This is a genomic window from Sphingobacterium sp. UBA1498, assembly GCF_002325125.1.
In the GTDB taxonomy this organism is placed as follows: domain Bacteria; phylum Bacteroidota; class Bacteroidia; order Sphingobacteriales; family Sphingobacteriaceae; genus Sphingobacterium.
Genome location: NZ_DCRG01000032.1, coordinates 341,777 through 366,270 on the forward strand (window position 1 = coordinate 341,777; position 24,494 = coordinate 366,270).

At 38.4% G+C, this 24,494-nt stretch carries 20 protein-coding genes; 12 read left to right on the forward strand and 8 right to left on the reverse strand.

What is annotated here, in order from left to right:
• The first annotated feature begins 130 nt into the window (after window positions 1–130).
• The 4 genes from B3139_RS18335 (at window position 131) to B3139_RS18350 (ending at window position 6,071) form a co-directional block, all read left to right on the forward strand.
• Window positions 131–2,194, forward strand: a complete 2,064-nt coding sequence (locus tag B3139_RS18335; protein ID WP_293884985.1) for a hypothetical protein — start codon at window positions 131–133, stop codon at window positions 2,192–2,194.
• Between the two features lie 333 nt (window positions 2,195–2,527).
• Window positions 2,528–3,928, forward strand: coding sequence for an MFS transporter (locus B3139_RS18340; protein ID WP_209574963.1), 1,401 nt, complete (start codon window positions 2,528–2,530; stop codon window positions 3,926–3,928).
• Window positions 3,929–3,942: 14 nt separating this feature from the next.
• A complete protein-coding gene (locus tag B3139_RS18345) occupies window positions 3,943–5,094 on the forward strand; it encodes an endo-1,4-beta-xylanase (protein ID WP_293884986.1) in 1,152 nt (383 codons plus the stop codon).
• Between the two features lie 5 nt (window positions 5,095–5,099).
• Window positions 5,100–6,071, forward strand: a complete 972-nt coding sequence (locus tag B3139_RS18350; RefSeq protein WP_209574961.1) for a glycoside hydrolase family 43 protein — start codon at window positions 5,100–5,102, stop codon at window positions 6,069–6,071.
• A gap of 17 nt (window positions 6,072–6,088) precedes the next feature.
• Here B3139_RS18350 and B3139_RS18355 read toward each other — a convergent pair whose 3' ends face one another.
• Window positions 6,089–6,952 carry an AraC family transcriptional regulator gene (locus tag B3139_RS18355; protein WP_209574959.1) on the reverse strand — a complete coding sequence of 288 codons (864 nt, stop codon included), beginning with the start codon at window positions 6,950–6,952 and terminating at the stop codon, window positions 6,089–6,091.
• A 397-nt stretch (window positions 6,953–7,349) separates the two neighbouring features.
• Between B3139_RS18355 and B3139_RS18360 the strand changes: the two genes are divergently transcribed.
• Both B3139_RS18360 and B3139_RS18365 read left to right on the forward strand, forming a co-directional pair.
• Window positions 7,350–8,366 carry a zinc-binding alcohol dehydrogenase family protein gene (locus tag B3139_RS18360; protein WP_293884987.1) on the forward strand — a complete coding sequence of 339 codons (1,017 nt, stop codon included), beginning with the start codon at window positions 7,350–7,352 and terminating at the stop codon, window positions 8,364–8,366.
• A 579-nt stretch (window positions 8,367–8,945) separates the two neighbouring features.
• Window positions 8,946–9,119: a hypothetical protein gene (locus B3139_RS18365; protein ID WP_209574955.1), complete on the forward strand. Its 174-nt coding sequence runs from the start codon at window positions 8,946–8,948 to the stop codon at window positions 9,117–9,119.
• A gap of 33 nt (window positions 9,120–9,152) precedes the next feature.
• Here B3139_RS18365 and B3139_RS18370 read toward each other — a convergent pair whose 3' ends face one another.
• The gene (locus B3139_RS18370) at window positions 9,153–9,911 is read right to left on the reverse strand and encodes a TIGR03915 family putative DNA repair protein (protein ID WP_209574953.1); all 759 of its coding nucleotides are present in this window, start codon (window positions 9,909–9,911) and stop codon (window positions 9,153–9,155) included.
• Window positions 9,911–11,164, reverse strand: a complete 1,254-nt coding sequence (locus B3139_RS18375; RefSeq protein ID WP_293884988.1) for a putative DNA modification/repair radical SAM protein — start codon at window positions 11,162–11,164, stop codon at window positions 9,911–9,913. Before B3139_RS18375 ends, B3139_RS18370 begins: the two co-directional genes overlap by 1 nt.
• A 187-nt stretch (window positions 11,165–11,351) precedes the next feature.
• On the opposite strand from B3139_RS18375, the gene B3139_RS18380 reads away from it, so the two are divergent.
• The gene (locus tag B3139_RS18380) at window positions 11,352–11,858 is read left to right on the forward strand and encodes a pyridoxamine 5'-phosphate oxidase family protein (RefSeq protein WP_293884989.1); all 507 of its coding nucleotides are present in this window, start codon (window positions 11,352–11,354) and stop codon (window positions 11,856–11,858) included.
• An 87-nt stretch (window positions 11,859–11,945) separates the two neighbouring features.
• On the opposite strand, the gene B3139_RS18385 is transcribed toward B3139_RS18380, so the two are convergent.
• Both B3139_RS18385 and B3139_RS18390 read right to left on the reverse strand, forming a co-directional pair.
• The gene (locus B3139_RS18385) at window positions 11,946–12,098 is read right to left on the reverse strand and encodes a lmo0937 family membrane protein (protein ID WP_293884990.1); all 153 of its coding nucleotides are present in this window, start codon (window positions 12,096–12,098) and stop codon (window positions 11,946–11,948) included.
• A 71-nt stretch (window positions 12,099–12,169) separates the two neighbouring features.
• Window positions 12,170–12,706: a ClbS/DfsB family four-helix bundle protein gene (locus B3139_RS18390; protein ID WP_293884991.1), complete on the reverse strand. Its 537-nt coding sequence runs from the start codon at window positions 12,704–12,706 to the stop codon at window positions 12,170–12,172.
• A gap of 367 nt (window positions 12,707–13,073) precedes the next feature.
• On the opposite strand from B3139_RS18390, the gene B3139_RS18395 reads away from it, so the two are divergent.
• Window positions 13,074–13,523 carry a protein-disulfide reductase DsbD N-terminal domain-containing protein gene (locus B3139_RS18395; protein WP_209574944.1) on the forward strand — a complete coding sequence of 150 codons (450 nt, stop codon included), beginning with the start codon at window positions 13,074–13,076 and terminating at the stop codon, window positions 13,521–13,523.
• 166 nt (window positions 13,524–13,689) lie between these two features.
• Complete coding sequence (locus B3139_RS18400; protein WP_293884992.1) at window positions 13,690–14,376, forward strand: class I SAM-dependent methyltransferase; 687 nt, start codon at window positions 13,690–13,692, stop codon at window positions 14,374–14,376.
• Here B3139_RS18400 and B3139_RS18405 read toward each other — a convergent pair.
• Window positions 14,360–15,337: a hypothetical protein gene (locus B3139_RS18405; RefSeq protein WP_293884993.1), complete on the reverse strand. Its 978-nt coding sequence runs from the start codon at window positions 15,335–15,337 to the stop codon at window positions 14,360–14,362. The two genes, B3139_RS18400 and B3139_RS18405, sit on opposite strands and share 17 nt — an antisense overlap.
• Window positions 15,338–15,767: 430 nt before the next feature.
• Between B3139_RS18405 and B3139_RS18410 the strand changes: the two genes are divergently transcribed.
• The gene (locus B3139_RS18410; RefSeq protein ID WP_293884994.1) at window positions 15,768–16,631 is read left to right on the forward strand and encodes a sensor histidine kinase; all 864 of its coding nucleotides are present in this window, start codon (window positions 15,768–15,770) and stop codon (window positions 16,629–16,631) included.
• The gene (locus B3139_RS18415) at window positions 16,628–17,341 is read left to right on the forward strand and encodes a LytR/AlgR family response regulator transcription factor (RefSeq protein ID WP_293884995.1); all 714 of its coding nucleotides are present in this window, start codon (window positions 16,628–16,630) and stop codon (window positions 17,339–17,341) included. The genes B3139_RS18410 and B3139_RS18415 overlap by 4 nt, the downstream gene beginning before the upstream one ends.
• Before the next feature lie 13 nt (window positions 17,342–17,354).
• On the opposite strand, the gene B3139_RS18420 is transcribed toward B3139_RS18415, so the two are convergent.
• The gene (locus B3139_RS18420; protein WP_293884996.1) at window positions 17,355–17,636 is read right to left on the reverse strand and encodes a hypothetical protein; all 282 of its coding nucleotides are present in this window, start codon (window positions 17,634–17,636) and stop codon (window positions 17,355–17,357) included.
• 169 nt (window positions 17,637–17,805) lie between these two features.
• Entirely contained in the window at window positions 17,806–20,097 is a 2,292-nt protein-coding gene (locus tag B3139_RS18425) for a family 20 glycosylhydrolase (protein WP_293884997.1), read from the reverse strand.
• Between the two features lie 336 nt (window positions 20,098–20,433).
• Between B3139_RS18425 and B3139_RS18430 the strand changes: the two genes are divergently transcribed.
• Complete coding sequence (locus B3139_RS18430) at window positions 20,434–24,450, forward strand: hybrid sensor histidine kinase/response regulator transcription factor (protein ID WP_293884998.1); 4,017 nt, start codon at window positions 20,434–20,436, stop codon at window positions 24,448–24,450.
• Window positions 24,451–24,494: the final 44 nt, after the last annotated feature.

Sequence of the window (24,494 nt, forward strand, 5' to 3'; positions counted from 1 at the left end):
ACTAACATGAAGCAAAGTAGTTTGAGCCAAGGGAAAAAATGCAACAGCATACAAGATAACTCAACAATTTAAGAAAAATTAATTTACTCAATTTATGAAGGGACTAAATATTGTCTTAAAAAAACGGACAATGGCATTTTTATTATCCGTTACAGGAATTTTATCAGCAGCAACAGCACTTGGGCAGCAGCAAAACCACCTCAACGATCCTAGTAAGGGGTTTGTGCACCAGTCTATAGGAAATCCTTATCTACCGCTATGGGAGCATCTCCCGGATGGCGAACCCCGTGTTTTCGAAGATCCTGACCAGCCTGGGAAATATCGTGCTTACATCATTGGTTCCCATGATTTACGTTTTAGCAGCTATTGTGGGCCTGACATTAGAATGTGGTCAGCTCCTATTGAGAATTTGAGCAGCTGGCGGGACGAGGGCGCTATCTTTACGTACGCGATCGATGGTAAATGGGATGTGATGTATGCGCCAGATCTTGTAGAGGTTAAGCGAAAAGATGGAAAAAAGGATTACTACTTGTTTCCTCATAGCAGAGGTGAGGGCCGTGAAGCGATGGTTGTTAAAGGTGACAGGCCTAATGGTCCCTTTAAACCTGTCAATCTGACTGAAGATGGCAAGCGTACTTTGCCTGGAAGTATCTTAGGATTTGATCCTGCCATTTATATCGAATACGTTACGGACCCTCAAGATCCTGATTTTGACATTGGATTCCGGGCATATGGTTTTTGGGGATTCCAACGTTCTATGGCTGCACAACTGGATCAGAAAACAATGTATTCGTTGAGGCCTGGTACGGAGGTGATCAATTATTTATTGCCAGCAAGTGCGCGATATGGCCAATTACGCGATCCAAAAGGAACTTCCTATCCTAATATTTTTGAAGGTGAGGATTTGGGAACCTTTAATTTTTTTGAAGCATCATCCATTCGTAAAGTGGGAAACAAGTATGTTTCGGTATATAGTGGTTACTCCGGCCCGGAATATGGCGTAGGAAGTTCAAATTCCACTTTGCGCTATGCGGTAGCAGACTCACCACTAGGACCATGGAAGAGCGGCGGCGTTTTAGTCGATTCACGTGCTCCAGTCTTAAACAAGGACGGATCTGCTATTGAAACGAGCAATGCAGGTCATAACACACATGGTAGTATCGAACTGATCAATGGACAATGGTATGTATTTTACCATAGACCACCGCGTGGATTTGGCTTTGCACGTCAGGCGGTGGTTGAACCTATCAAAGTATCTTGGGATGAGAAAAGTGTTAAAGATGGCGGAATGGTGTCCCTAAGAGCGTTTGACCCTTTTCAAGAGAATTTGACTATTAAAGATAAACAGGGCAAAGAGTATAAAGGTGCAGAAGTGACATCGGAAGGATTTCATTTTTATGGATTAAATCCCTATCAGTATTATTCGGCTGGATATGCTTGCTACCTGTCTGATATCAGTTTGCAACAGGATTCATGGGATGTATGGGATAATCATATGCCGGTGACAAATATGAAAAACGGAAATATTGCAGGTTTTAAATATTTCGGATTTGGAGGTTTGGATCAAGATAAGTTTGGATTGAAAGCTTTTGAGGGGACTAAAATTGGAAATCAAACGGCTTTCAATGTGTTTATTACGACAAAAACAAAAGCTGCCTTCAAGGTCAACGTATGGTTAGATGGCCCTTGGCATAACGAAACCTGGAAAGGTAAGCGAATTGCCCAAATTTCTGTTCCGGCGAATTCTGCGGCTGAAGTCAAGCAATTTACGGTCGACGTTTCCAAATTTGTAGATCAATTGGACGGTAAACACGCCTTATTTTTAGTTGCTGAGGGTGAGGAAGGAAAGCCGCTTTTCGATTTTATAGGCTTGGGATTTAGTTCGAAAGACAAAAAAATTGAACGTCCAATACCACCTTCGGTCACGATTACAGTAAATGGGACCAAACTAGCTTTACCATCCATTCCTGTACGATCTACGGATGAGAACGGTATTATTGGTTATCATGTTTATGAAGTTTCCTTTCCGATGGAAGCAAAAAGTAAAAACATTCCTTTGGTAAAAGCGACCGCCGATAATCCTGAAGTTAAGATTAAAGTGAATCAAGCCACTTCGCCGACGGGTTACGCTCAAGTTGATTGCCTTTATAGAGGGCAAACAAAAAGCTATGTGGTAAAATATACTACGAATTAAACGGTAAAAACTAAGCAGTTTAATAGCAGGTAGAAATGGGCTGTCCAAAAAAAGTTTGGGCAGCCTATATTTTTCAGGCTACGTAATATCTTTGATAATATCATTTCTGCTATCCGCATAGCGACAGTTAGATTTATTTTTAAAGAAGTTCTTTTTTACAGGAAGGGATCAGTGCTTACGATGAAGATTTTTATCGATTTATTCTTTGTTAAGTGGGTTTTTAAACATTTTTATTGGAATATAAAACATTTGTAATGGGTAATGGAAAAAAGCTACTTGTAGTTTTACCATTGTAATATAACTAATCGAATAACCAATTATATGGACCAAAATATGACAGAAGTGAAGCCTTTCAGAGGTTTTTACAAGCTTTCAACGAAGCAGCGCGTAGGGTTTGGTGCTGGCGATCTCGCACAGAATCTCATTTACCAGACTGTTTCGATGTATCTACTGATTTTTTATACCAATGTTTATGGGATCTCTGCAGCTTCTGCAGGAGTGATGTTTCTCATTGTTCGAATTGTCGATGTACTATGGGACCCCATCGTAGGCGCATTTGTTGATAAAAGAAATCCCCGCATGGGAAAGTATAGGTCTTATTTGGTGCTGGGAGGAATTCCGCTGACAGGATTTGCAATTTTGTGTTTTTGGAATGGCTTTTCGGGATCTTTAACCTATGCTTATATCACCTATGTTGGTTTATCGATGTTGTACACGTTGGTGAATGTTCCGTATGGCGCTTTAAATGCCTCCTTGACCAGAGATACGGATGAGGTTACAAAACTAACGTCTACGCGTATGTTTATGGCGAACGTGGGTGGTCTGGCTGTTGGATATGGGGTACCACTCATCGTAAAGTATTTCTCTCCAGATGGAAAGATAAACTCGAAAGATTCTGCCGAAGCCTGGTTTACAACGATGCTGATCTATGCTTTAGTTGGGTTAGTTCTTTTAATCTTTTGCTTCTCACAAACAAAAGAACGTGTCATCATGGATGAGAAAGATACAGATAATGTGCAGGTTTCCGACCTGTGGCGAGAATTTAAGCATAATCGTCCTTTGCGTATTTTGGCATTTTTTTTCATTACTGCATTTGCTATGATGGCAATCGGTAACTCGGCAGGATCATACTACATGATATATAATGTACATGCTCCGGATATGCTACCTTATTTTATGGCATTAGGATCTTTGCCTGCTTTTATTTTTATGCCTTTAGTGCCAGCCATCAAGCGGGCAATTGGTAAAAAGCAGATGTTCTATGTCTTCCTGACTATTGCAATCCTTGGAATGGTGATGCTATACGTTATTTCATCAAACGAAAGCCTCAAGGGAAATATTGTTTTGGTACTGGCTGCTCAGTTTATCAAGTCGACCGGAGTAATTGTTGCAACGGGATATATGTGGGCACTCGTTCCTGAAGTCATTTCCTATGGCGAATATAAAACCGGGAAGCGTATTTCAGGTATTGTCAATGCGCTTACCGGTATTTTTTACAAAGCTGGGATGGCCCTTGGAGGTGTCGTGCCGGGGCTGGTGCTAGCATATGTTAACTTTGATAAAGATAATGCAACAGCCCAGTCAGCACGTGCTGAAATGGGAATTCTATGGTTGGTAGCCATTATTCCAGCAATACTTTTAGTCGTGGCCATGTATGTTATTTCCAAATACGAACTGGACGATAGTACCATTGATGCAATCAATCAGGACATAGAGTCTAGACATACTTATTAATTAAAAACTAAATCATGAAGATGTTAAAAACTATTGTTGTGGCTGTAGCAGCCTTACTATCAAATCTATCTGCTTCAGCTACTTTGCAAAAACTGAAGCTGGCACCTGATTCATTGACCTTAAAGGAGGCATTTGAAGGTAAGTTTTTTATCGGAACGGCTTTAAACCTTGATCAGATCTGGGAGCGGGATGCCGCCGCAGTAGCTGTCGTCAAAAAACATTTCAATTCTATTGTAGCGGAAAATTGTATGAAAAGTATGTTCCTGCAGCCGCAGGAAGGCGTGTTCGATTTTAAAGATGCGGATCGTTTCGTATTGTTTGGCGAAAAAAATAAGATGCAGATTATTGGGCATACGCTCATCTGGCATTCCCAGACACCAGATTGGTTTTTTGTTGATAAAAATGGAAAAGAGGTGTCCAGGGATGTACTTATAGCACGCATGCAGAAGCATATTCATACCGTGGTGTCCCGCTATAAAGGACGGGTATACGGCTGGGATGTGGTGAATGAGGCCATATTGGATAATGGAGAATGGCGCAAAAGCAAATTTTACGAAATTATTGGTCCTCAGTTTATTGAATTGGCATTTAAATTTGCACATGAGGCAGATCCAAATGCGGAGTTGTATTATAACGATTATTCAACCGCCGTTCCAGAAAAAAGAAAGGGCATTATCGAAATGATTCGTCAAGTAAAAGCAGCGGGTGGTCGCGTCAGCGGAATTGGTATGCAAGAGCACAATGCACTGGATAATCCACCTATTGATGAGGTCGAAAAAACTATACTTGGATTTGCGGGACTTGATGCGAAAGTAATGGTTACGGAAATGGATATTTCGGTTTTGCCACATGTTCGTCCTAATATGGGCGCCGAAATTGGGGAGCAATATGCTTATAGCAAGGAGATGAATCCATACGAAAAAGGGCTACCTGCTAAGAAAATGGATGAGTTGGGAAGACGATACGTATCGTTTTTTAAGTTATACCTCAAACATAAGGATAAAATATCACGTGTGACGTTGTGGGGTGTTGGTGACGGAGACTCATGGAAGAACGGTTGGCCTATTCCGGGACGTACAGACTATCCATTATTATTTGACCGGAATTATCAGCCTAAGCCCTTTTTAAAAGATATTACTTCATTAACTCAAAAAAAAAAGAAATAGTAAGCATGAATAAGAGCAAGTATTTATATCCCAAAGATTATATGGCTGATCCATCAGCACATGTTTTTGAAGATAAAATTTACATTTATCCCTCTCATGATCGAGAAAGTGGAATACCGGAAAATGACAATGGAGACCATTTTGATATGCGAGATTACCACGTATTTTCTCTTGAGGATATTCAGGGGGATGTGGTTGATCATGGTAAGGTGTTAGATGTAAAAGACATTCCTTGGGCTGGTCGTCAGCTTTGGGATTCAGATGTGACGGAGAAAAACGAAAAGTACTATATGTATTTTTCCATGAAGGATAAAAATGATGTTTTCAGACTAGGTGTTGCTGTTGCAAGTCAGCCCTATGGGCCATTTATTCCGCAGGAGCATCCAATTAAGGGTAGTTATAGTATTGACCCTTGTGCATTTAAAGATACTACTGGAGACTATTATCTGTATTTTGGCGGTATCTGGGGGGGGCAGCTCCAATTTTATCGAAATAATAAGATTATATCACCCAATGAATTGCCTCAAGATCACGAAGATGCTTTGTCTCCAAAAGTTGTCAAGCTGTCTGCTGATATGCTGGAATTTTCGGAAGAGCCAAAGGATCTTGTCATTTTGGATAAAAATGGCACGCCATTGAAACATGGGGACACGGAAAAGCGATTTTTTGAAGCTTCTTGGATGCACAAATATCAAGGGAGATACTATTTTTCCTATTCTACAGGAGATAGTCATTTAATCTGTTATGCCACTGGAGACAATCCATATGGTCCATTTACCTATCAGGGTGTAATTCTATCACCGGTTGTCGGTTGGACCACTCATCATAGTATCTTGGAATACAAAGGTAAATGGTATTTATTTTATCATGATTCAGTTCCCTCAGGAGGAAAGACCTGGTTGAGAAGCATGAAAGTTATTGAGTTAACATATGATGAGAAAGGTCACATTATACCAATCGATGGATTGTCGTCGTAGATGATGTGAAGCACGATTTATCTACTTATTCGGCGTTTGTAACTCATTGGTGTTTCACCTGTGAATTTTTTAAATAGTCGATTAAAGTAAGAGATATTTTCAAAACCTAATTTAAAGCACAATTGTTGGATATTATCTTCATCGATTAACATCATCAATTGTGCTTTTTCTATTTTCTTTTGATTGATGTAATGTACAGGTGTGGCATTCATGTGTTTTTTGAACAGTCGGATAAGGTGATCTTTGGATATAAAAATCAGATTGGCAAGTTGTTCTATAGCGATCGGATGATGGATATTTTCGTCTATGTAATCTAGTACACGCAAGAGTCGTTTTTCCACCTGTGGTATTTTGTTCGTTGCTTCGGCTAGAAATCGGCTCATTAATAAATGAATGATAGCTTGGTTTTCGGCTGCTCTGGCGATAGGTGACGCCGTTTGCAGCGCCATGTTTTTCATTAATTCTGTTGAATTATCATAACCTTTCGGATCATACATTTTTAACTCACGACCGGGATTTAAATCGTAGAGGTGTTGAATGACTGTTGCTAACAGCTGATCTGATTTGATTTCCTTCGGGAAGGAGTAGCGGTCGAAAATACTCGATCTTAGCTCTGGATTTTCATAGATATGGATATAGTAGAGTGATAGTTTAGCGGAACAAGCGTAGCTATGTTGGATATACGCAGGTGTGAGATAGAGATAGCCGGGCCGAAGTTTGATGGTTTCGTCCGTTAAAATTATTGATGCTTCTCCTTCACACACATAGTGTATCCGCGCAAAAGGGCTCTGAATATCTTTGAAATTCCAATTCGCCTGATGTTCCGCATAGCCAATGTTCAATAGTGTAAAATCAAGTTTATTATTTTCGTTATTTATCATTACGCGAAGAAGAAATAGTTAGATACAATATTAGTCGTTTTCTTAAAAAGAATAGCGTTTTTAAAGTGTAAATATCGATAATGTTATAGTTGATTTATCTGTATATAGCGTTTTTTTACATATTTCTCTTTCTAAAACAGGATGTAAGTATTTGATATTTAGTTTGCTAATTTTTTATTTTCGTTGCTAGCAGTATGGTAGTGGATCATTGCGCTTGCATCGATATCGTGTTATTTTTTATCGTTAATGGAGTTTCTTTATCCGTTCTATATAATTATTTTTGGCTATACCATAATATCAAAGATCTCAAGCCAGTAAATCTCTTAAGTTTGAGCTTGAGCTTTGTTGTGATCAATAACAATCGCAAGTGCTATTTAAATCTTGATGCCATTTATAAATGAAAGCTATAAAAATAGTAAAAGAGGGACGTGTGGAAATCACGGATATTCCTCAGCCTACCGTTAAGGATGGACATGTCCTTTTAAAAATAGATTATGTTGGTTTCTGCGGCTCTGATCTGAATACATTTCGGGGCTTGAATCCATTAGTTCAGCTACCGGTTATACCTGGACATGAAATTGGAGCAACAGTAGTTGGATTGGGGACTGATGTTGGACCTGATATTAAGATTGGTACAAGAGTTACCGTAAATCCTTATTCAAACTGTGGTATTTGTACTGCATGTAAAAATAATCGACCTAATGCTTGCCGCTACAATGAAACGATGGGGGTACAGCGCGACGGTGCCATGACAGAATACCTTGTCGAACCAATACAAAAGGTCATTGTGGGTGGACAACTATCGTCCAAAGAATTAGCCTTGGTGGAGCCTATGAGTGTAGGTTTCCACGCCGTTGATCGGGCCGATGTCACCGACAGCGATATCGTATTGGTGTTGGGATGTGGTATGATCGGAGTTGGAGCGATTGTTCGGTCTGCTTTACGGGGTGCCACCGTTATAGCAGTTGACGTGAGCAAAGAAAAACTTGAGTTGGCAAAAAGTCTCGGAGCGACATTTACCATCAATAGCGCTGAGGAAGACTTGGCGGCTAGCTTGGATATATTGACGCACTCCATGGGAGCTGACGTTGTTATTGAAGCCGTAGGACGCAAGGAAACCTATTTAGCGGCGATTGATGCCGCAGCGTATACAGGCCGGGTTATATATATAGGTTATGCGAAAGAAGCTATCCCTTTTGATACACAGTTTTTTGTCAAAAAAGAGTTGGATATCAGAGGTTCACGCAATGCCACAGCGAAAGATTTTGCAGCGGTAATGCATTATTTGAAAATGAAAAAGTGCCCAATAGAACGGCTTATAACAGGAGTATATCGTGTAGAAGATGCACAGTTAGCTTTAGAATCATGGTTAAGCGATCCTGGGCGCGTTTTTAGGCTTTTAATCGAATTTTAAAATTCTATATGTCTATTGTCAAGGACCGAACAATAGTGCGATGCATCATCTTTATGCCCAATAATGGAGCAATAATTTGTTTTTAAAAAAATACGAAAAGCCTTTTTCATATAGCTGGAAAAGGCTTTGACTTAAATCTCTTATCCGTCCATAACTGATGTGGCGGAGATTCAAACTTATTTTTTCTTTCTGGATTTTTTCTCTTCTTCAGCAGGTAAATCTAAAATAGCCATCAATAGTAGATAATAGCCTTTTTCTAATCCCATTTTTTGTGCTTTTTGGTTGATAGTGTCCATATCTTTATTAAATTATTGTTTCTTAACTAATTTGTATTTGGTTAAGTAGAATCAAATGCTATACCTAAAATCCGCTAACTACGAGCTACCCGTATTTTTAAGCGATAAATTGCGTAGAGTTTTCACTTTTTAACAAAAAAGTACGTATAATCTGGGTATTAAATGCGATCAAATTATAAGTTAGACCCGAGCTTATAGTAATAATAACCTGAACATGTTTGCGGTAAAACATTTTCAGGCCAATATTGTCTTTATTTTAGATTAATAATTAAAACAGGTATTTATGAAAAAGATAATTCCATTTGCACTGATGTCGAGTTTATTGGTGCTCGTATCAAGTTGTGCAGCGATTGAAGGTATATTTAAAGCCGGCGTATGGTCTGGTATTCTATTAGTTGTAGTGGTTGTTGCTCTTGTAATTTGGTTGGTAAGCAAATTATTTGGTGGATCAAGATGATGACGAATATTTGATATTTACATGCTTAGAAAGCTATATTTTTTCTACTAGATATTTCCAGTAACGTTTCGGAACATGCCTTAAATGAAGTTTCAGATTTTTACGTGATTCAATGGTTGTACTCTTAAAGTAGGTTTTCCAAAGATGCTGATAAGCCTTTTCTTGAGGATCGAGATCCACTTCTAGCTGATATGGATCTCGAATTTCATCACTTTCATTTGGCGATACTTCGACAATAGTATTTCCATCATAATGAAAGCCATAATTTCGCCTTAAATCATAAATTAACCAACACTGGTCTGCGAATCGATTTTTAAAGAATTGTACAACAAGCGGAATCACATTGAAATCCGGCTCAACAACCGCTGTATACAGATGGTCATTAGATTTGACAAATCGTATAAATGCTTTCATACGGTGCCGTTCCCGATTGATCTTTTTAATCGATTGATGCAAACGAAGTATAGGAGGATAACCATAATTATGTATATCCAATTGTTTTGTGCGAAATAATTCAACAATCAGCCGAAATCCATTGAGCCATTCTATCTGATTATCGGACAAAAAATTATGGTAAAAAAAAATCGTGCCTTGGTTTCCAATTATTTTTTTCATGCCCGCAAGAATGCGTTGGGCTTTTTTATTATCTGTTGAAATGAGTCGTTTTTCCGAAAAAAGAGTAACTTCCGTCGCTTTTCCTGTTTTAGGAATGCTGTCAAACTCTTTCCTTTCAAACGCTTCAAATACGCAACACAGATAGCCGGAATAACTTCCGTCAAAAATATAATCCATTAAAATAAAGTTAATTGGCTATTCGATTCTTTTATTTGCGATTGAGGATTATGTTCCAGTATGGATTTTCTGATCTTTTCCGGATAGTGAAAGCCTGCAGTGATCAATGTATCCTGACATAGCATAAAATATTTCGCTCGATTATAAGCTATTCCAATTTTTTGCACTTGCTGTTCTTTTAATTTTCCATATTTGCGTGCCTGTATTATTTTTTTAGCGGATTGTCTTCCTATCCCCGGAATTCGTATGATCCAATTATAGGTAGCGGTGTTAATGTCAATAGGGAAGAATTGTGGGTTGCGAAGTGCCCAAGCAAGTTTAGGATCTATTTCTAGATCGAGGTCCTGATGTTTACTATTAAGTATTTCATGAAGCGAAAAGCCATAAAATCGAAGTAACCAATCTGTTTGATAAAGTCTATTTTCACGAACCAGCGGTGGTGCTGTTCCAATTTGAGGAAGGTTGGAGTCCGTTGCATTTATAGGAATGTAACCCGAATAATAAACCCTTTTGAGATTATAATCTTTATAGAATGTATTTGCAGCCAGCATAATTTGGAAATCACTCTCTGGTGTTGCCCCAATAACCATTTGTGTACTTTGTCCTGCCGGCACAAATAAAGGTGTTTTCTTATTGATTTTTCGGTCCTGCTGAAGATTTTGGATTTCATTTTTAATTATTGTCAACGGTTCGCGAACAGATTGATGATCTTTTTCGGGAGCGACAAGTTTTAGTCCTTCTTCAGTAGGTATTTCGAGATTTACACTCATACGGTCAACATATAGACCTGCTTCTTTTAACAGAGATTCACTTGCTCCAGGAATAGCCTTAAGATGAATATAACCATTAAACCGCTCTTCAGTTCGAAGCTTCTTGACAACTAACATTAAGCGTTCCATGGTATAGTCTGCAGATTTAAAAATACCTGAGCTTAAAAAAAGTCCCTCAATATAATTTCGACGGTAGAAATTCATCGTCAATTCGACAACTTCCTTAACCGAAAATGCTGCCCGCTGCACATCATTGCTGCGCCGACTCACACAAAAGGAGCAATCGTAAATGCAAAAGTTAGTCATTAAGATTTTTAGAAGGGAAACACAGCGCCCATCTTCGGTATACGTATGGCAGATACCACTTGCTGATGAATCACCGATACCACCACTATTTTTTCGCTTACTTCCGCTTGAGCTGCAGCTTACGTCATATTTAGCAGCATCCGCTAGTATCTGTAGTTTATCATCAAATCCAAACATATTCAATACATCATTTTTACATTGGTAAAAATACTAATATTGTTAGTAAATAACGCGCGTAGAATTACGTGTTTTAATTTTAAAAAGTATAGTCCCCTTTTATGTAAAGTATAAAGTATACTGCCTGAATTTGGTTAAATAGAAAACGATTTATGAGGGGACGTTGTTCTTTATTAAAAATAGTATTATGGCAGAGAATAATTTAAGTGATAAAGACGCTTTAGAAAAGCTAAAAGAAATCGTTGATAAGATTGACGTAGGTACAGTGTGCTCTTTTCCAAAAGATTCGGACTATCCCCATGGTGTCCCGATGAGTAGACAAGAAGTTGATAAAGAAGGTAACATTTGGTATATCTGTTCGGCAGAAAGTGAAACCTTTACAAATCTTTCACAAGATTCAAGAGTTTCTTTGTTTTACGCAGATCCTGGAAATTATACCTTTCTCAGTATAAATGGCGAGGCGAGTCTTTCGCGGGATCAAGAAAGGATAGATCGTTATTGGAACAAGATGATGGAAGGCTGGTTTGAAAAAGGGAAAGAAGATCCAAATATTAAATTGTTAAAAGTTATTCCCCAAGATGCTCATTATTGGGATTCAAACTCTAATATGATTGTCAACTTGTTTAAAATGCTTAAGTCGAGAGTAACAGGCGAGACAGAAGATATAGGTAAAGAGGGAGATCTTAATATATAGTGTGCTTCATATTAAATGTATAAAAAAGGCTTCTCAGTATTGAAAATTGGGGAGCCTTTTTTATGACAGGAGCAACGGCCCGACCAGTTATACATTTCCTTTAATAACACGAAGGAGAACCGCAATGATAGCGATTACCAATAGTATATGGATTAGTCCCCCGCCCACAAAGCCGCCAAAAAAGCTGATGGCCCATATGAGCACCAAAATAACTGCAATTGTATATAATAAATTTCCCATAGTAATAAATATATATCTGTTTATTGAATAACAATATTTATCGAACGATGGTTTACTATATTTAATCTTTTTTATTCATTAACCGAATCCAATTGCTGGTTATTTTTTTGTATTTTTTTCCATTTACGAATTCTCCCGGTTGCATTTTGATATGGTGAAGCGGTATTAAATTGTATCATGCGGCCTAAGGTCCATTTGCCATACCACGTCACTCCATAGAGTTCATAGTTTGTTTTTTGCTCAATTAAATCCGAGATTTTAAAAAATGTTTGATTGAGTTTGGTACACAGAGTCGTAAAATCTAAATCGGCATAATCCCGGTAGAATTTTTGCGCTAATTTGCCTAGTTCATTCCATTTAAAGCCTGTCTCAGGGAGTTCGATGTGGCTGTTTTCCTCGCTTTTCCTATTCCATTTGAGAACCAATTCACCCCATCCAATCAAATAAGAAAGTAGGTTATTTACACTCATTAGCGTTCCTTTGCTATGTCCTTCTAATGTCAATAAACTGGTTTGATCAATGGGAATACTGGACAGTTCATGGACGAGCTTGTTGTGATTTGTTTGGATCGCTTTAAGGAGTTCCTCTTTTGTAGTTGGTATTGCCATGATATAAATTTGAAATAACATAATTTACAGCTAATTTCTCAAAAAGGTGATTATAAAATAATGTTATGCTCTTAGCGTTGCTGAAATGCTGATCGGCAAACAGCATTATCTGAATTGAGCTATTGTTTCAAAGCAATAGTTCTTTTGAACTTATTATTGAATTTGATAAAATTCCATGATTTAAAATGAAAATAATATGGCTTATGGCGTTATTTTTTGTAAAATTTATTGTTTAAATATAATATGGTTGTGTTTTATTCTGTTTATAACGAATATTGACGTGTGTATTCAGGTGCAGGTTCTTGTAGTAAGGATACTGTTTATATCTAATGCCAATAAAATAATAAACTGAAAAATTTATAAAAAGATGAAAAAGATTTTAATTTTAGCAACCTTGGTTATGTTTTCCATTACAGGTGCTTTTGCTCAGATTCATAAACCTGTTAAATGGACTGTTGCTAGTAAAAAACTCAATAACAAGGAAGCAATTATTTACGTTAAGGCGACTATTCAAAATGGTTGGCACATATATTCCCAACATGTGAAAGATGGTGGCCCGATATCAACTTCCTTTAATTTCAGTAAAGCTACTGATTATGCGCTAGTCGGTAATACGGCCGAACCAAAACCCAAGATCAAACACGAAGAGGTTTTCAAAATGGATGTAGGGTATTTCACCAATGAGGTAATCTTTCAACAAAAAGTTTCTCTTACTAAAGGAGCGGCGACAGTAAAAGGCACTGTGGAATGGCAAGCTTGTGATGCTTCACAATGTCTTCCTCCAGATGAATACGCTTTTGCTGTGACGGTCAAATAGCCTAAAGCAATTCAAAACTAAAGCAATTGGATGCTTTATCTACCACAGTTGGACGACTATGAATAAAGTTATTTAGAATTATTTTAAATAACTATCTTTGCTTGTATATTGGAATAAGATAGGGTATATCTCTACTTATGTAAGTAAAACGATTATTCTTATGATTATGAATACAGTAGAACTGTTTGAAAATGAACGTGCAAGTGGCTATGATGAATTTGTTGAAACCTGGATCCCCAATTACCATTATTTTTTAGATCAGTTGCCTAAGATCCTGTCCGAAATAGAGCACAAAGATTTATTAGTGGTCGGATGTGGTACAGGAAATGAAATCGAACGCTTTGTCGACACATCAGAATCTTGGAAAATAACAGGGGTCGATCCCTCACCCGAGATGATTGGTCAAGCGAGGGAGAAATTTGAAGCAGATGAGAATGTTAACCTTGTGGAAGGTCTAGTAAGTGATTTGGATGAAGGAAAACAATATGGCGCCGCGACGCTTTTGCTTGTATTACACTTTTTAAAAGACGATGGCGAAAAATTGGGTATGTTGCAAGATATTTGTAAAAGAATGATGTCTCAAGCACCATTGGTATTATTAGATATAACAGGCAATAAGGAGCAAATTCAGCAAAACTTGGGGCTGTTGAGACTTCTTCTGCCTAAGGGTATAGATGAAACACAGGTCGCTCAAAGATTGCAACGAATCGAACATGAATTGTTGCATGTTTCTGAAGAGCGCTTAGCAGAACTCTGTGAAGAAGCTGGATTTGAACCTCCTGTTCGATTCTTTCAATCCTCAATATATATGGGCTGGATAACCCGAAAAAAAGATATTATTTCCTTTTCTTAGCAAAGGGATTGAAGGAAAGCCCCGCATTCATATAAAATGAAGGTTCGGGGCTTGCTTCCCATATATAATCGCGTTGGGGTTTGTTTTTCTCAAATATACGTGCGCGAGGTATGGCTTTTATTCCTGATTTAAAGGTGGCAATAAATGATCGCCCGAGGTTATGCTCATAAGTCAGGCCCGAATTGATCTCCATCTGATTGAAAGTATATACTTTTTCAGAACTTGGAAAGTTATAAAGGTAAAAGATTGTACTATTCAAATCTGAACCGATCGAAACTCGGCCATTCCACAATACCCCTTTTCGGAGATATATTCCTTTTGGTAAGATCACATCAAGTATCATCCCTTTGCCAAATTGCTGTTTGTAGGCGAAGGTTGGTAAAATCGGAAGAATTGCTGCCGGGTCTATAATCCCGATAATACCTACGGCCATTTGAATCTCCTGCGTAGCTTTTAGTACTACAGTGGCAGAGAGCATCCCATTCACGCGTTCGATTGCTTTTTCACTCCCATTTGTAGCGACCGTTGCTGTGTAAAAGGCTACTTTACCCCATAAACGTGAATAACGGGTCAGATTAAGTGATTCGTATTGATAATGATAGTGGCTGGCTAAATGTGTGATGGAATGCGCAACAAGGTCTGGACGACTGGAGTTTACAGAAGTGAACTGATAGCCAATATTGGTCCCCAGATTCCATGTTCGGCTCTTTAAAAAGTTAATGTTGATACTACCTCCTGCTTGGTACATCGATTCTACTTTCGTTTCGGATAAATCCCTACCGTGGAGTTTTGATGAATAGCTATATCCTGCATTGGATTCAAAGGTCAAATTGAGGACGCGTGTTATGGGAAATTTGTCGGTAATCACTGCCATCACTTTTTGCTGCACGCTATCCTTAGTTTGTGCGATTAAAGTGTATGACCAAAACAGTAATATAAACACTAAAAGTATTTTTTGCATAGATGTTTCATTAAAATTATTGTAAGAATAGCTGAAATTTGTAGGTGGTATTTTTTTTTAGACCAACAGGTGTTGTTTTTATACAAAAGCCCAATTTAGAAGAACTACGGAAAGCGAAGCTATACATCATCTACTAATTTTGGTATAAAAAAAACAGGTCTTCGTATAAGAGATCTGATTCTTGCCTAGAAAAACTTTATTTTTGTTATTTAAGTTAAATCTATTCTAATCCATGCAAGACTTTAATAATAGTATTGTTTTAAGGTTTTTTACAGAAAATAAATTCAGGCCATTGCGACATATATTTTTTCTGATCGGGTTACTCTTGCTCTTTGCTAATGCAAATTTACGTTCCCATTTTCAGAGCAGTTATCGGTTTTATTTTTCTATTGTCCTATGGTTTGTATTTGTCTGCATGTTTTATGCTAATATGTACGTATTGATACCAAAGTTTTTCTTTAAGGCCAAATATGAGTTATATGTACTCGCATTAATATTGCTCGTGACGGCCAGCGTGCTGGTTGTTATGTATATTGCTAATTACATCTATTCCATTCATATTCCGGTGATAAAAAAGGCTGAGTCGGACTCTATGGGGCTAATTGCAGCTTTATTTATCTGTATGCCTATCATTCTGACCACCACGACTTTTAAGCTCTTTAAACGCTGGTTGGAAGATAATAAGCGTATTTCTGAATTGAAAAATCTGGCTTTGACCACGGAGCTTATTTCCTTGAAAAATCAGATTCAGCCACATTTTTTATTCAACATGCTTAACAATGTTAAAGCTTTAATTCGAAAAGATCCTATTATGGCTACTGAAGTGATCATGAAGTTGTCAGATTTTTTAAGATATCAGCTGTATGAAAATAACGATGATAAGACGCTTTTGAAGTCTGAAATCAACTTTATTAGCAATTTTCTGAAATTAGAGGAAATACGCCGCGATAACTTAAAAACGCGTATATCCTGTCCTGTTGAATTAGAAAAAAAAGGTGTATTTCTACCGCCACATCTTTTTACGGCCTTTGTTGAAAACGCAATTAAACATAGCCTCAGCGCAGGTGATGGCTCTACTTTTATCACAATCCATTTTTCTGAGCGGGATCAGCAACTTTGTTTTGAATGTGAAAATTCGAAAGATCCCAATAGCCGGTATGTTAGCAGCAAATTTAGCGGATTAGGACTGGCTAATGCCAAAAGAAGGCTAGACCTTCTGTATAGAAATGATTATGAGCTCTCGATTTTAACAACCGAGGTGTTGTATCAGGTTAAACTTACTATTCCATTATGAATTGCATCATTGTAGACGATGAACCCCTGGCTAGGGAAGAAATGAAGAATTTAATCGAAGAGATTTCTACCCTTCAGATTGTTGGTACATTTTCCAATGCGATATCTGCATTGGAATGTATCAAAACGAATCCGGTTGACTTGCTTTTTTTGGATATCGAGATGCCCACGGTCAATGGGCTTGATTTTGCACAATCTCTTCCAGACGACAAATTAGTGATCCTTACGACTGCCTATGCGCATTATGCCCTGAAAAGTTACGAATTGGATGCAATAGATTATCTGCTGAAACCCATTAGCAAAGACCGTCTGGCCAAAGCGATCAACAAATCAATAGCTTATAAAAAACTATTGGAGCTAAAAGAAAACCAAAATACGGTTGAGAAGTACAGTAAGGACGCACTTTTTATTAAATCGGATAGGAAATACTATAAAATTGCATTTACCGATATTCGCTTTATAGAAGCGCTCAAAGATTATGTGGTCATCTATACTCAGAACAATAAACTGATTACTGCAATGAACTTGAAGACAATTCACCAGAAACTTCCTGTGAGGCTGTTTGCGCGTACCAGTAAATCCTATCTGATTAATTTATCGTTTATTGATTCTTTTGATAGTCACACTATTTACATCGATAAGTTTGAAATCCCGATTGGTGAGATCTATCGAGAGTCATTCTTTAAACAATATACCGGGGGACTCCTCTGATTGAACAGTCGCCCTAAGCAACTACAAAGCGATCTAGGAAATGAACTTGAATATTGTAACGCTGTAGGAAATCTGTCAGATATTCAACAGAACATTCTTCTGTTTCGAAGCGGAAAATAGCGTCCTCATCATCGAGATCGACAGTAGCATCTTGTACTTGTGGAAGATGAGTTTTGACTAATTGCATTAAAAAATTTTTCTTATCTTCTGTCTTTACTGAACTTTTAAAAATCAACACTTGCCTAGCTTTCATCATTACTAATTTATATGCGTTCAAAATCACTGCAATCTCCAATCACCTGTGGAGATATTGATACAAATCTATGTTCTTGACTATTTACTGCAATCTATATTATACGAAAGTATTTAATTTTTATACAAAGCGAGATTGATACAATATAAAATATCCCCAGTGCTATCAACTTCACTGGGGATATGCTACTATAAATTGTCTATTGATCTTACTAATCTTTCTTATGGAAAAAAGATGCTTTTGGAATATCGATCACCGGTGAATCTTTGACGCTATATTGAAGTTTTAGGGTGAATCCTCCACCTGCTTCGATGAAATCTATAGCAATTGGATGGTAGCCAGGTTCTAACGCAATCTGTCCACTTTTCATAATTGGCGCATGCTGTCCATCATTATCGACGACAGGCTGATCGTGTATCCGAAGGACACCACCATCATCACAAGTGAAATAGAAATTATAGACTCCTTTTTCTTTGACATAGAGATATCCTCTTATTTTAGCACCAAAAGAAGGCATTTTGATGGTATCGCTTAGTGATACATTGCTGATCACTTCGTGGCGTACTTCGGGACCGGCAATGGCAGATGTATTAGCAAAAGTTCCATTAAAGAAAGTTGCTTTAAGGCCTGGTGCCAATGTTGTTTCATCCACGCTCACACTTTTTTTCCAGGTATCATACTTAAAATTAATTTGGTAGAGCTCACTTTTTGCACCTGAAGACGAGATTGTTGCAAATCGAATAGGACCTTCTTTTTTTACTGCGAGAGAATCTTTCAGTACGGGGCTTTGTTGGGTTGGAAGACTACCGTCGGTGGTATAGTGTATTGGATTTTGAGGAAGTTCATTCGCGACCTTTAATATAGAATGTCCATCAACAATCACCTGTGTTTCGGCAAAACCTTCGAGGTCAGGCATGCGATAGCGCAAACCCATTTTGTCCCAGATTCCAAAGTGGGAAATTACTCGATTTCTATAGCTATCGTATAACGGTTTGTTGGTCCATACGCGTTCAGATAGCGCACTTAAACGCGGGAGAATCATAAACTCTAATCGCGCAGTGGTTGGAATCATTTCTGTCCATATATTGGCCTGAGCACCTTGGATCAAATGAGTTTTTGAACTAGATATATCTGAAGGTATCACGTTCATGTTATACACAGCATCAAGGCTGCTGCTATTCGGAAGATAATCAAAATATAGCGGATTGGTGGGTGTCATAACGACCCTATGACCGCGGTTCACAGCCTCCTTAGGTGCATTTTTTTCCCAGCCACGCCAGTACATAACCATCATGCTAGTGTCTGAGCTGCCGTCCAATATCTCATCCCAGCCGATGCTCTGTTTATTTTTTGAACGGATAAAATTGTTTACCCGTTTGACGAAATAGCTCTGAAGATCATGTAAATTGGCAATTTGCTTTTCTTCCATAAAAGCTTTAGCAGCAGCAGATTTTGCCCAAGAATCTTTTTCTACTTCATCGGCACCGATATGAATATAGTGGGAGGGGAATAGTTCAATGATTTCACTGAGCACATTTTCAACAAAAGTATAACTGCTTTCTTTCCACGGACTGATCGGTACGGAGAATTGTTTTCCCCAGCCGGCGGTTTGACTGTCCAACAGCAGTTCGGGATAAGCTTTTGTAGCTACCATCATATGCCCTGGCATATCTATTTCGGGAATGATTTCTATTTGTCGGCGCTGCGCATAAGCAACAATATCTCTGATATCCTGTTGGGTATAAAATCCCCCATACTCTTCTTTTCCGTTTGTTGTGCGTATTAATTCTTTGGGCAAATTAAAGTCTGGATTTTCTTTGGCCTTTACAAAGCAGGCGGAATCTTGGTTGTTATACGTTCTCCAGGCACCATCTTCGGTAAGTTTAGGGTACTTCTTAATTTCTATCCGCCAACCCTGATCGTCCGTCAAGTGGAGGTGGAATTTGTTGAACTTGTAGCTTGCAATGAGATCGATAAATTTATAGAGATACTCTTTTGGGAAAAAATGGCGTGCAACATCGAGTTCGACCCCACGCCATTGAAAAGCAGGCTGGTCTTTGATTGTAATATACGGAAGGGCCACTTTAGCTGTTGTGCCCGAAAGTAAATATAATTGCTGAACTGTCTGTAAACCATAAAATGCCCCCTTCTCCGAAGCAGCAACGATCTGAATGCCTTTTTGATCTATTTTCAATTCATAGGCCTCATCTGAGAGCCCTTGACCTTTGATCAATTGTAGCGAAGCACCAGCCCGCTTAACGCTTTTTTTATTCAATTTCCCGAACAGCGCATGGTCGATCCATCCCGATAAAGATGGAGAAGATAGCGCTGGATCGATGTAGTAACCCAATTCTTGTCCCTTTAGCTGAAAAAGACCGGGATTGGATGCTAATTGTTGAGGAAAAGGAATGAGTTGCGGAACAGTAGTTTTGTTTTGCGCAAAGTTTGTCGTTGGCAAGTATAGGACGCAGGACAGAAGAATGGTTGATAGAATTTTATTCATAAATTGTACTCTTTAGTAATCCACAAGTATGTTAGAATGAGCTGCAATATACCAATATTTCAGGTATTCGATCGCAAAACGCTTCACTTACTGTTGCTAATACGATTAATTTCTGTTTATAACTGTTTGACCGACATTTATGAATAATGTAGTATATTTAGCGCTGAAATAACCTTTGGACGAGGAAATATTGTGTAATACACCCTATTTTTGATATTTTAACCTGTTTACTATTTGATAATGTACTGTTTCCTGACCGGGCGCAGTGTATCCCAATTGAATGTAAACTGTGGTTAATGTGACGTTTGATTTTATGGTGTTGTGAATGTTGTATCTATGAAAAATTTGCTAGTTGTCGTTATTTTTCTGTGGCACTTGAGCCAAGTTTTTGCGCAGCCTAGTCGCGCTCATTTTTTTTCTATTCAAGATGGTCTGACCAATCAACAGGTCTTGGACCTTGTTCATGATAATGAAGGATTTATGTGGATAGCGACAGAGCTTGGTTTAAATCGATTTGCAGGAAAAGCATTTAAGAGCTATTACGCTTTGGAGAAACCAGAAGGCTTGTCTGTCAATAGTAATGAAATCAATACCTTACTGTACGATAATAAAAAAGTTTTTATAGGTACGCGTGCCAATGGGCTCAATGTTCTCGATCTGAAGACCAATAAATTCAGTTATTATACGCACGATTCGAATAATCCGAAGTCTATCGCCACCAACGATATTACGGACATGATCAAAGGTGCGGACGGCAATCTATGGTTGGCAACTTACCATCAGGGATTACAGTATTTTGACATCACAAAGAAAGAATTTCGCTGTTTCAATAAAAAGAGTTTGCCTGGTCTTCCCGAAAATAGTATCTGGTCGTTGGCTGAAGATAGAAACAGGATACTTTATATTGGTCATGTAAATGAAGGGGTGACCATATTTAATCCTATTAGTCAATCTTCCAAAAGATTGACTGTTCAAAATACAAATGGGCAATTGCCTGATAACGAAGTGAAAGCTTTGTTTTGTGATCGTTTCGATAACATTTGGATAGGTACCCGAAAAGGGCTTGCTGTCTATTCTCCTTCAACAGGTGAAATTATGCACATACCGTTGGCCGGAGCATCAAAAAATGGAAATGAACCATTTGTATATACGATTGAGGAAATCGGAAATACGATTTGGATCGGGGCTGAATCTTCTCAGCTTTTTCTTTTTCAACCAGCATATGGTTTTGATCAGCAAATCTCGGGTGTTAAAGAGCTAAAAACTATTGATTTGGGAAAGGGCAATAATGCAATGGTCCAACGTATTGTAGCAGATCGATTTGGGAATGTTTGGCTAGGGTTGTATGGTGGAGGTGTTGGTGTTATAAATCATATACGCCCTTTTTTTAATGTATTCCCCGAAGAAAATACGCTGCCTGATCGCCTAGCAACAGTAAGTAATATCATCGTTCGCAATAGCCAAACAATTTGGTTAACAACAGAGGGATCGGGTATTATTGAGATGGACAAAGATGGTCGTTTGAACAAACAGATAACGCATAAGCAAGGCAGCCCGGACGATTATATATTGACTGCTTTTAGCGATCACAATAAACATGTTTGGGCAGGTTTGCGGAAAGGTGGAGTAGCTGTTAGATATGCTGGCTCGTCCGCATGGCATGAAATTGATCTTGGAGAGCGCGTTACAGAAGTCCGTGCAATTTATGAAGATCACCGCGGAGGAATTTGGATTGCTGGATATCAAGGTATATTTATATATGATCCCATAAAACATACTGTAGAAAAAATGCTGATTAATAACCCTATGTTAGGTGACTATGCGCCTAGGACGCTAGTCGAGGACGGGCAGCATAATATGTGGGTAGGCACCTATGGACAAGGCCTCTATATCTACAACAGCAATCATCAATTAATTCGAAAAATGGATAGTGAGAATGGGTTACGAAATAATACCATCAACTATCTCTTGCGTGATAGGAATAATAACATTTGGGTGGCAACAAACCAAGGTTTGGCACTGCAGGAGTCTCAGAAAAAAATTGGAGACTTAAAAATATTGTCCGTTCCTGGCGGCAATGCCTGGCTGTTTATCAATGGTCTTGCGGAGGATCAGAATGGTCACATCTGGTGTTCGACGAAGTCTGGAATGCTCAGGTTCCTACCTTTAGAAAATCGCTTTCTACAATATGATCAGTCATTTGGCCTACCACTTGGCGGGTTTATTAATGGTAGCGTGGGAAAAGATTTGAAAAATAGGCTGTTCTTTGGAATGCAAGACGGAATCTGTTATTTTGATCCGAATGAGATCCCCTCAAATCTAGCGTTATCGCCTGTCCGGGTAAGCCGATTTATTGTTTTTAGATCCGGCGAATCAAATACCCAACAAGACGAATATCCCTCGCCTAAAAATGAGATTAACCTCAACTATAAGGAGAATAGCTTTCGTGTCGAACTTGCCGTAATGGATGTTGCGTTGGATGGATTGGTTGAATTCAGTTATCAACTACAAGGACTCAACAATGATTGGATCTTCCTTGGGAACGAGACGAATCTAGATTTTCGGAATATTCCATATGGGGATCATGAATTGTTGATCCGGACGCGGATGAAGAATGGGCAATGGTCCAAGACATATGAACGACTGCTTATTAAGATTGCACCGCCGATATATTTAAGTTTAGGCGCTAAAATAGTTTATTTGATTCTGATACTGCTTATCGTTTATACACTCATATTCTTTTACTTCAAAAGAATGAAAGCGGAAACCGAATTGAAACTTAAAGAGAGGCAACATCAACAGGATGAGCAGTTACACTCGGAACGGATGAATTTTTATACGCGAATTACGCATGAGCTCCGTACACCATTGACACTTATTTTAGGGCCTCTGGATGATTTATCACAAGAAGGGGAGCTGTCAGCAAAAAATAGAAGTTTGGTTCAGACTGTACAGAAAAGTGCAAATAGACTTTTTACGTTGGTGAATCAACTTTTGGAGTTTCGCAAAGTGGAATCACAATTTAAACCTTTGGTACTTGAATCCGGATCTTTACGTGACTTGCTCAACGACATCATTCATAAATATAAAACGCTAAACACTAAGCCGCAACTCCAAATACTATCGGATTTTCCCGAAGTTGAAACTCGTACGCTGTTTGATGCCGAAATTATGCAATTGATTGTTGATAATCTTCTATCAAATGCCTATAAATATACAGATTCAGGTTATATCAGATTGAGTCTAACATATGAGGAAACCAATCTTGCCAACTGGGCCGTATTAATGGTAGAAGATACTGGTTGTGGTATTCCTGCTAAGGATATTGAACGAATTTTTGAAAAATTTTATCAAATCTCCAAGGTTGGAGTTCAAGGTACAGGAATAGGTTTAGCATTAGTTAAAGAATTAACAGCAATCCACCAAGGAAAAATAGGCGTAGTCAGTAAAGAAGGTGGAGGTACAACAGTTTCAGTTCGATTTTTCTTAAATCGCGTGGTCGCTAAAAAATCTGAAGAGCCGGCGTTAAATGTGGAAGAAAGTCGTCCTTCGCTTGATCCTATTCGTCCGCTGATACTCTTGGTTGAGGATGATGTGGATTTGAGCGAATACATGGTGAAGGTGTTAAGCAATCATTATGATGTACTGACGGCCGAAAATGGAGCTATAGGATTTGAGCGTGCTCAAGCTGTCGTTCCTGATTTAGTGTTAAGTGATGTCATGATGCCCGATATGGACGGCTTTCTTTTGGCTGAAAAGCTCAAAGCAGAGCGGGTGACAAGTCATATCCCCATCATTTTATTAACTGCAAGAGATACCGATTTGGATAGACAACGTGGTTATGAGCTTGGGATTGATTCTTATCTAACTAAGCCTATTGGGAGCATGCTTTTGTTGAAACGTATTGAAAACCTTTTGCAGAAGCAAAAAATAATGAACGCCGTTGTATTGCAAAAGATAAAATCGGATAATCCGCCGGAACTAAAAAGTGAAATGATGGAAAAAGATAATTTATGGCGTGAGAATACATTCGTTCAGGATTTTATCACTATTGTAGAAGAGCATATGCAGGATGAAGTTTTGGACGCCGCTACGCTAGCAGAACGGATGAATATGAGCCAGTCCACACTGTATAGGAAACTTAAAGGGATTACGGGGAAGAATATCAACCAACTGGTACGTAAGATCCGGATACATAAGGCAGCCGAACTGCTTCGTTCCGGGAATCATAATGTGACAGAAGTTTCCTTCTTGGTCGGTATCAATAGCGCTATCTATTTTCGTCAATGTTTTAAAGAAGAGTTTGGCAAACTTCCGTCTGAATACCAAAAATCAGATGGAAAGGGGAAATAGCTTCCATAGGCCAAAAAATAAGCTCTAGGGGTTTCTAATCATTG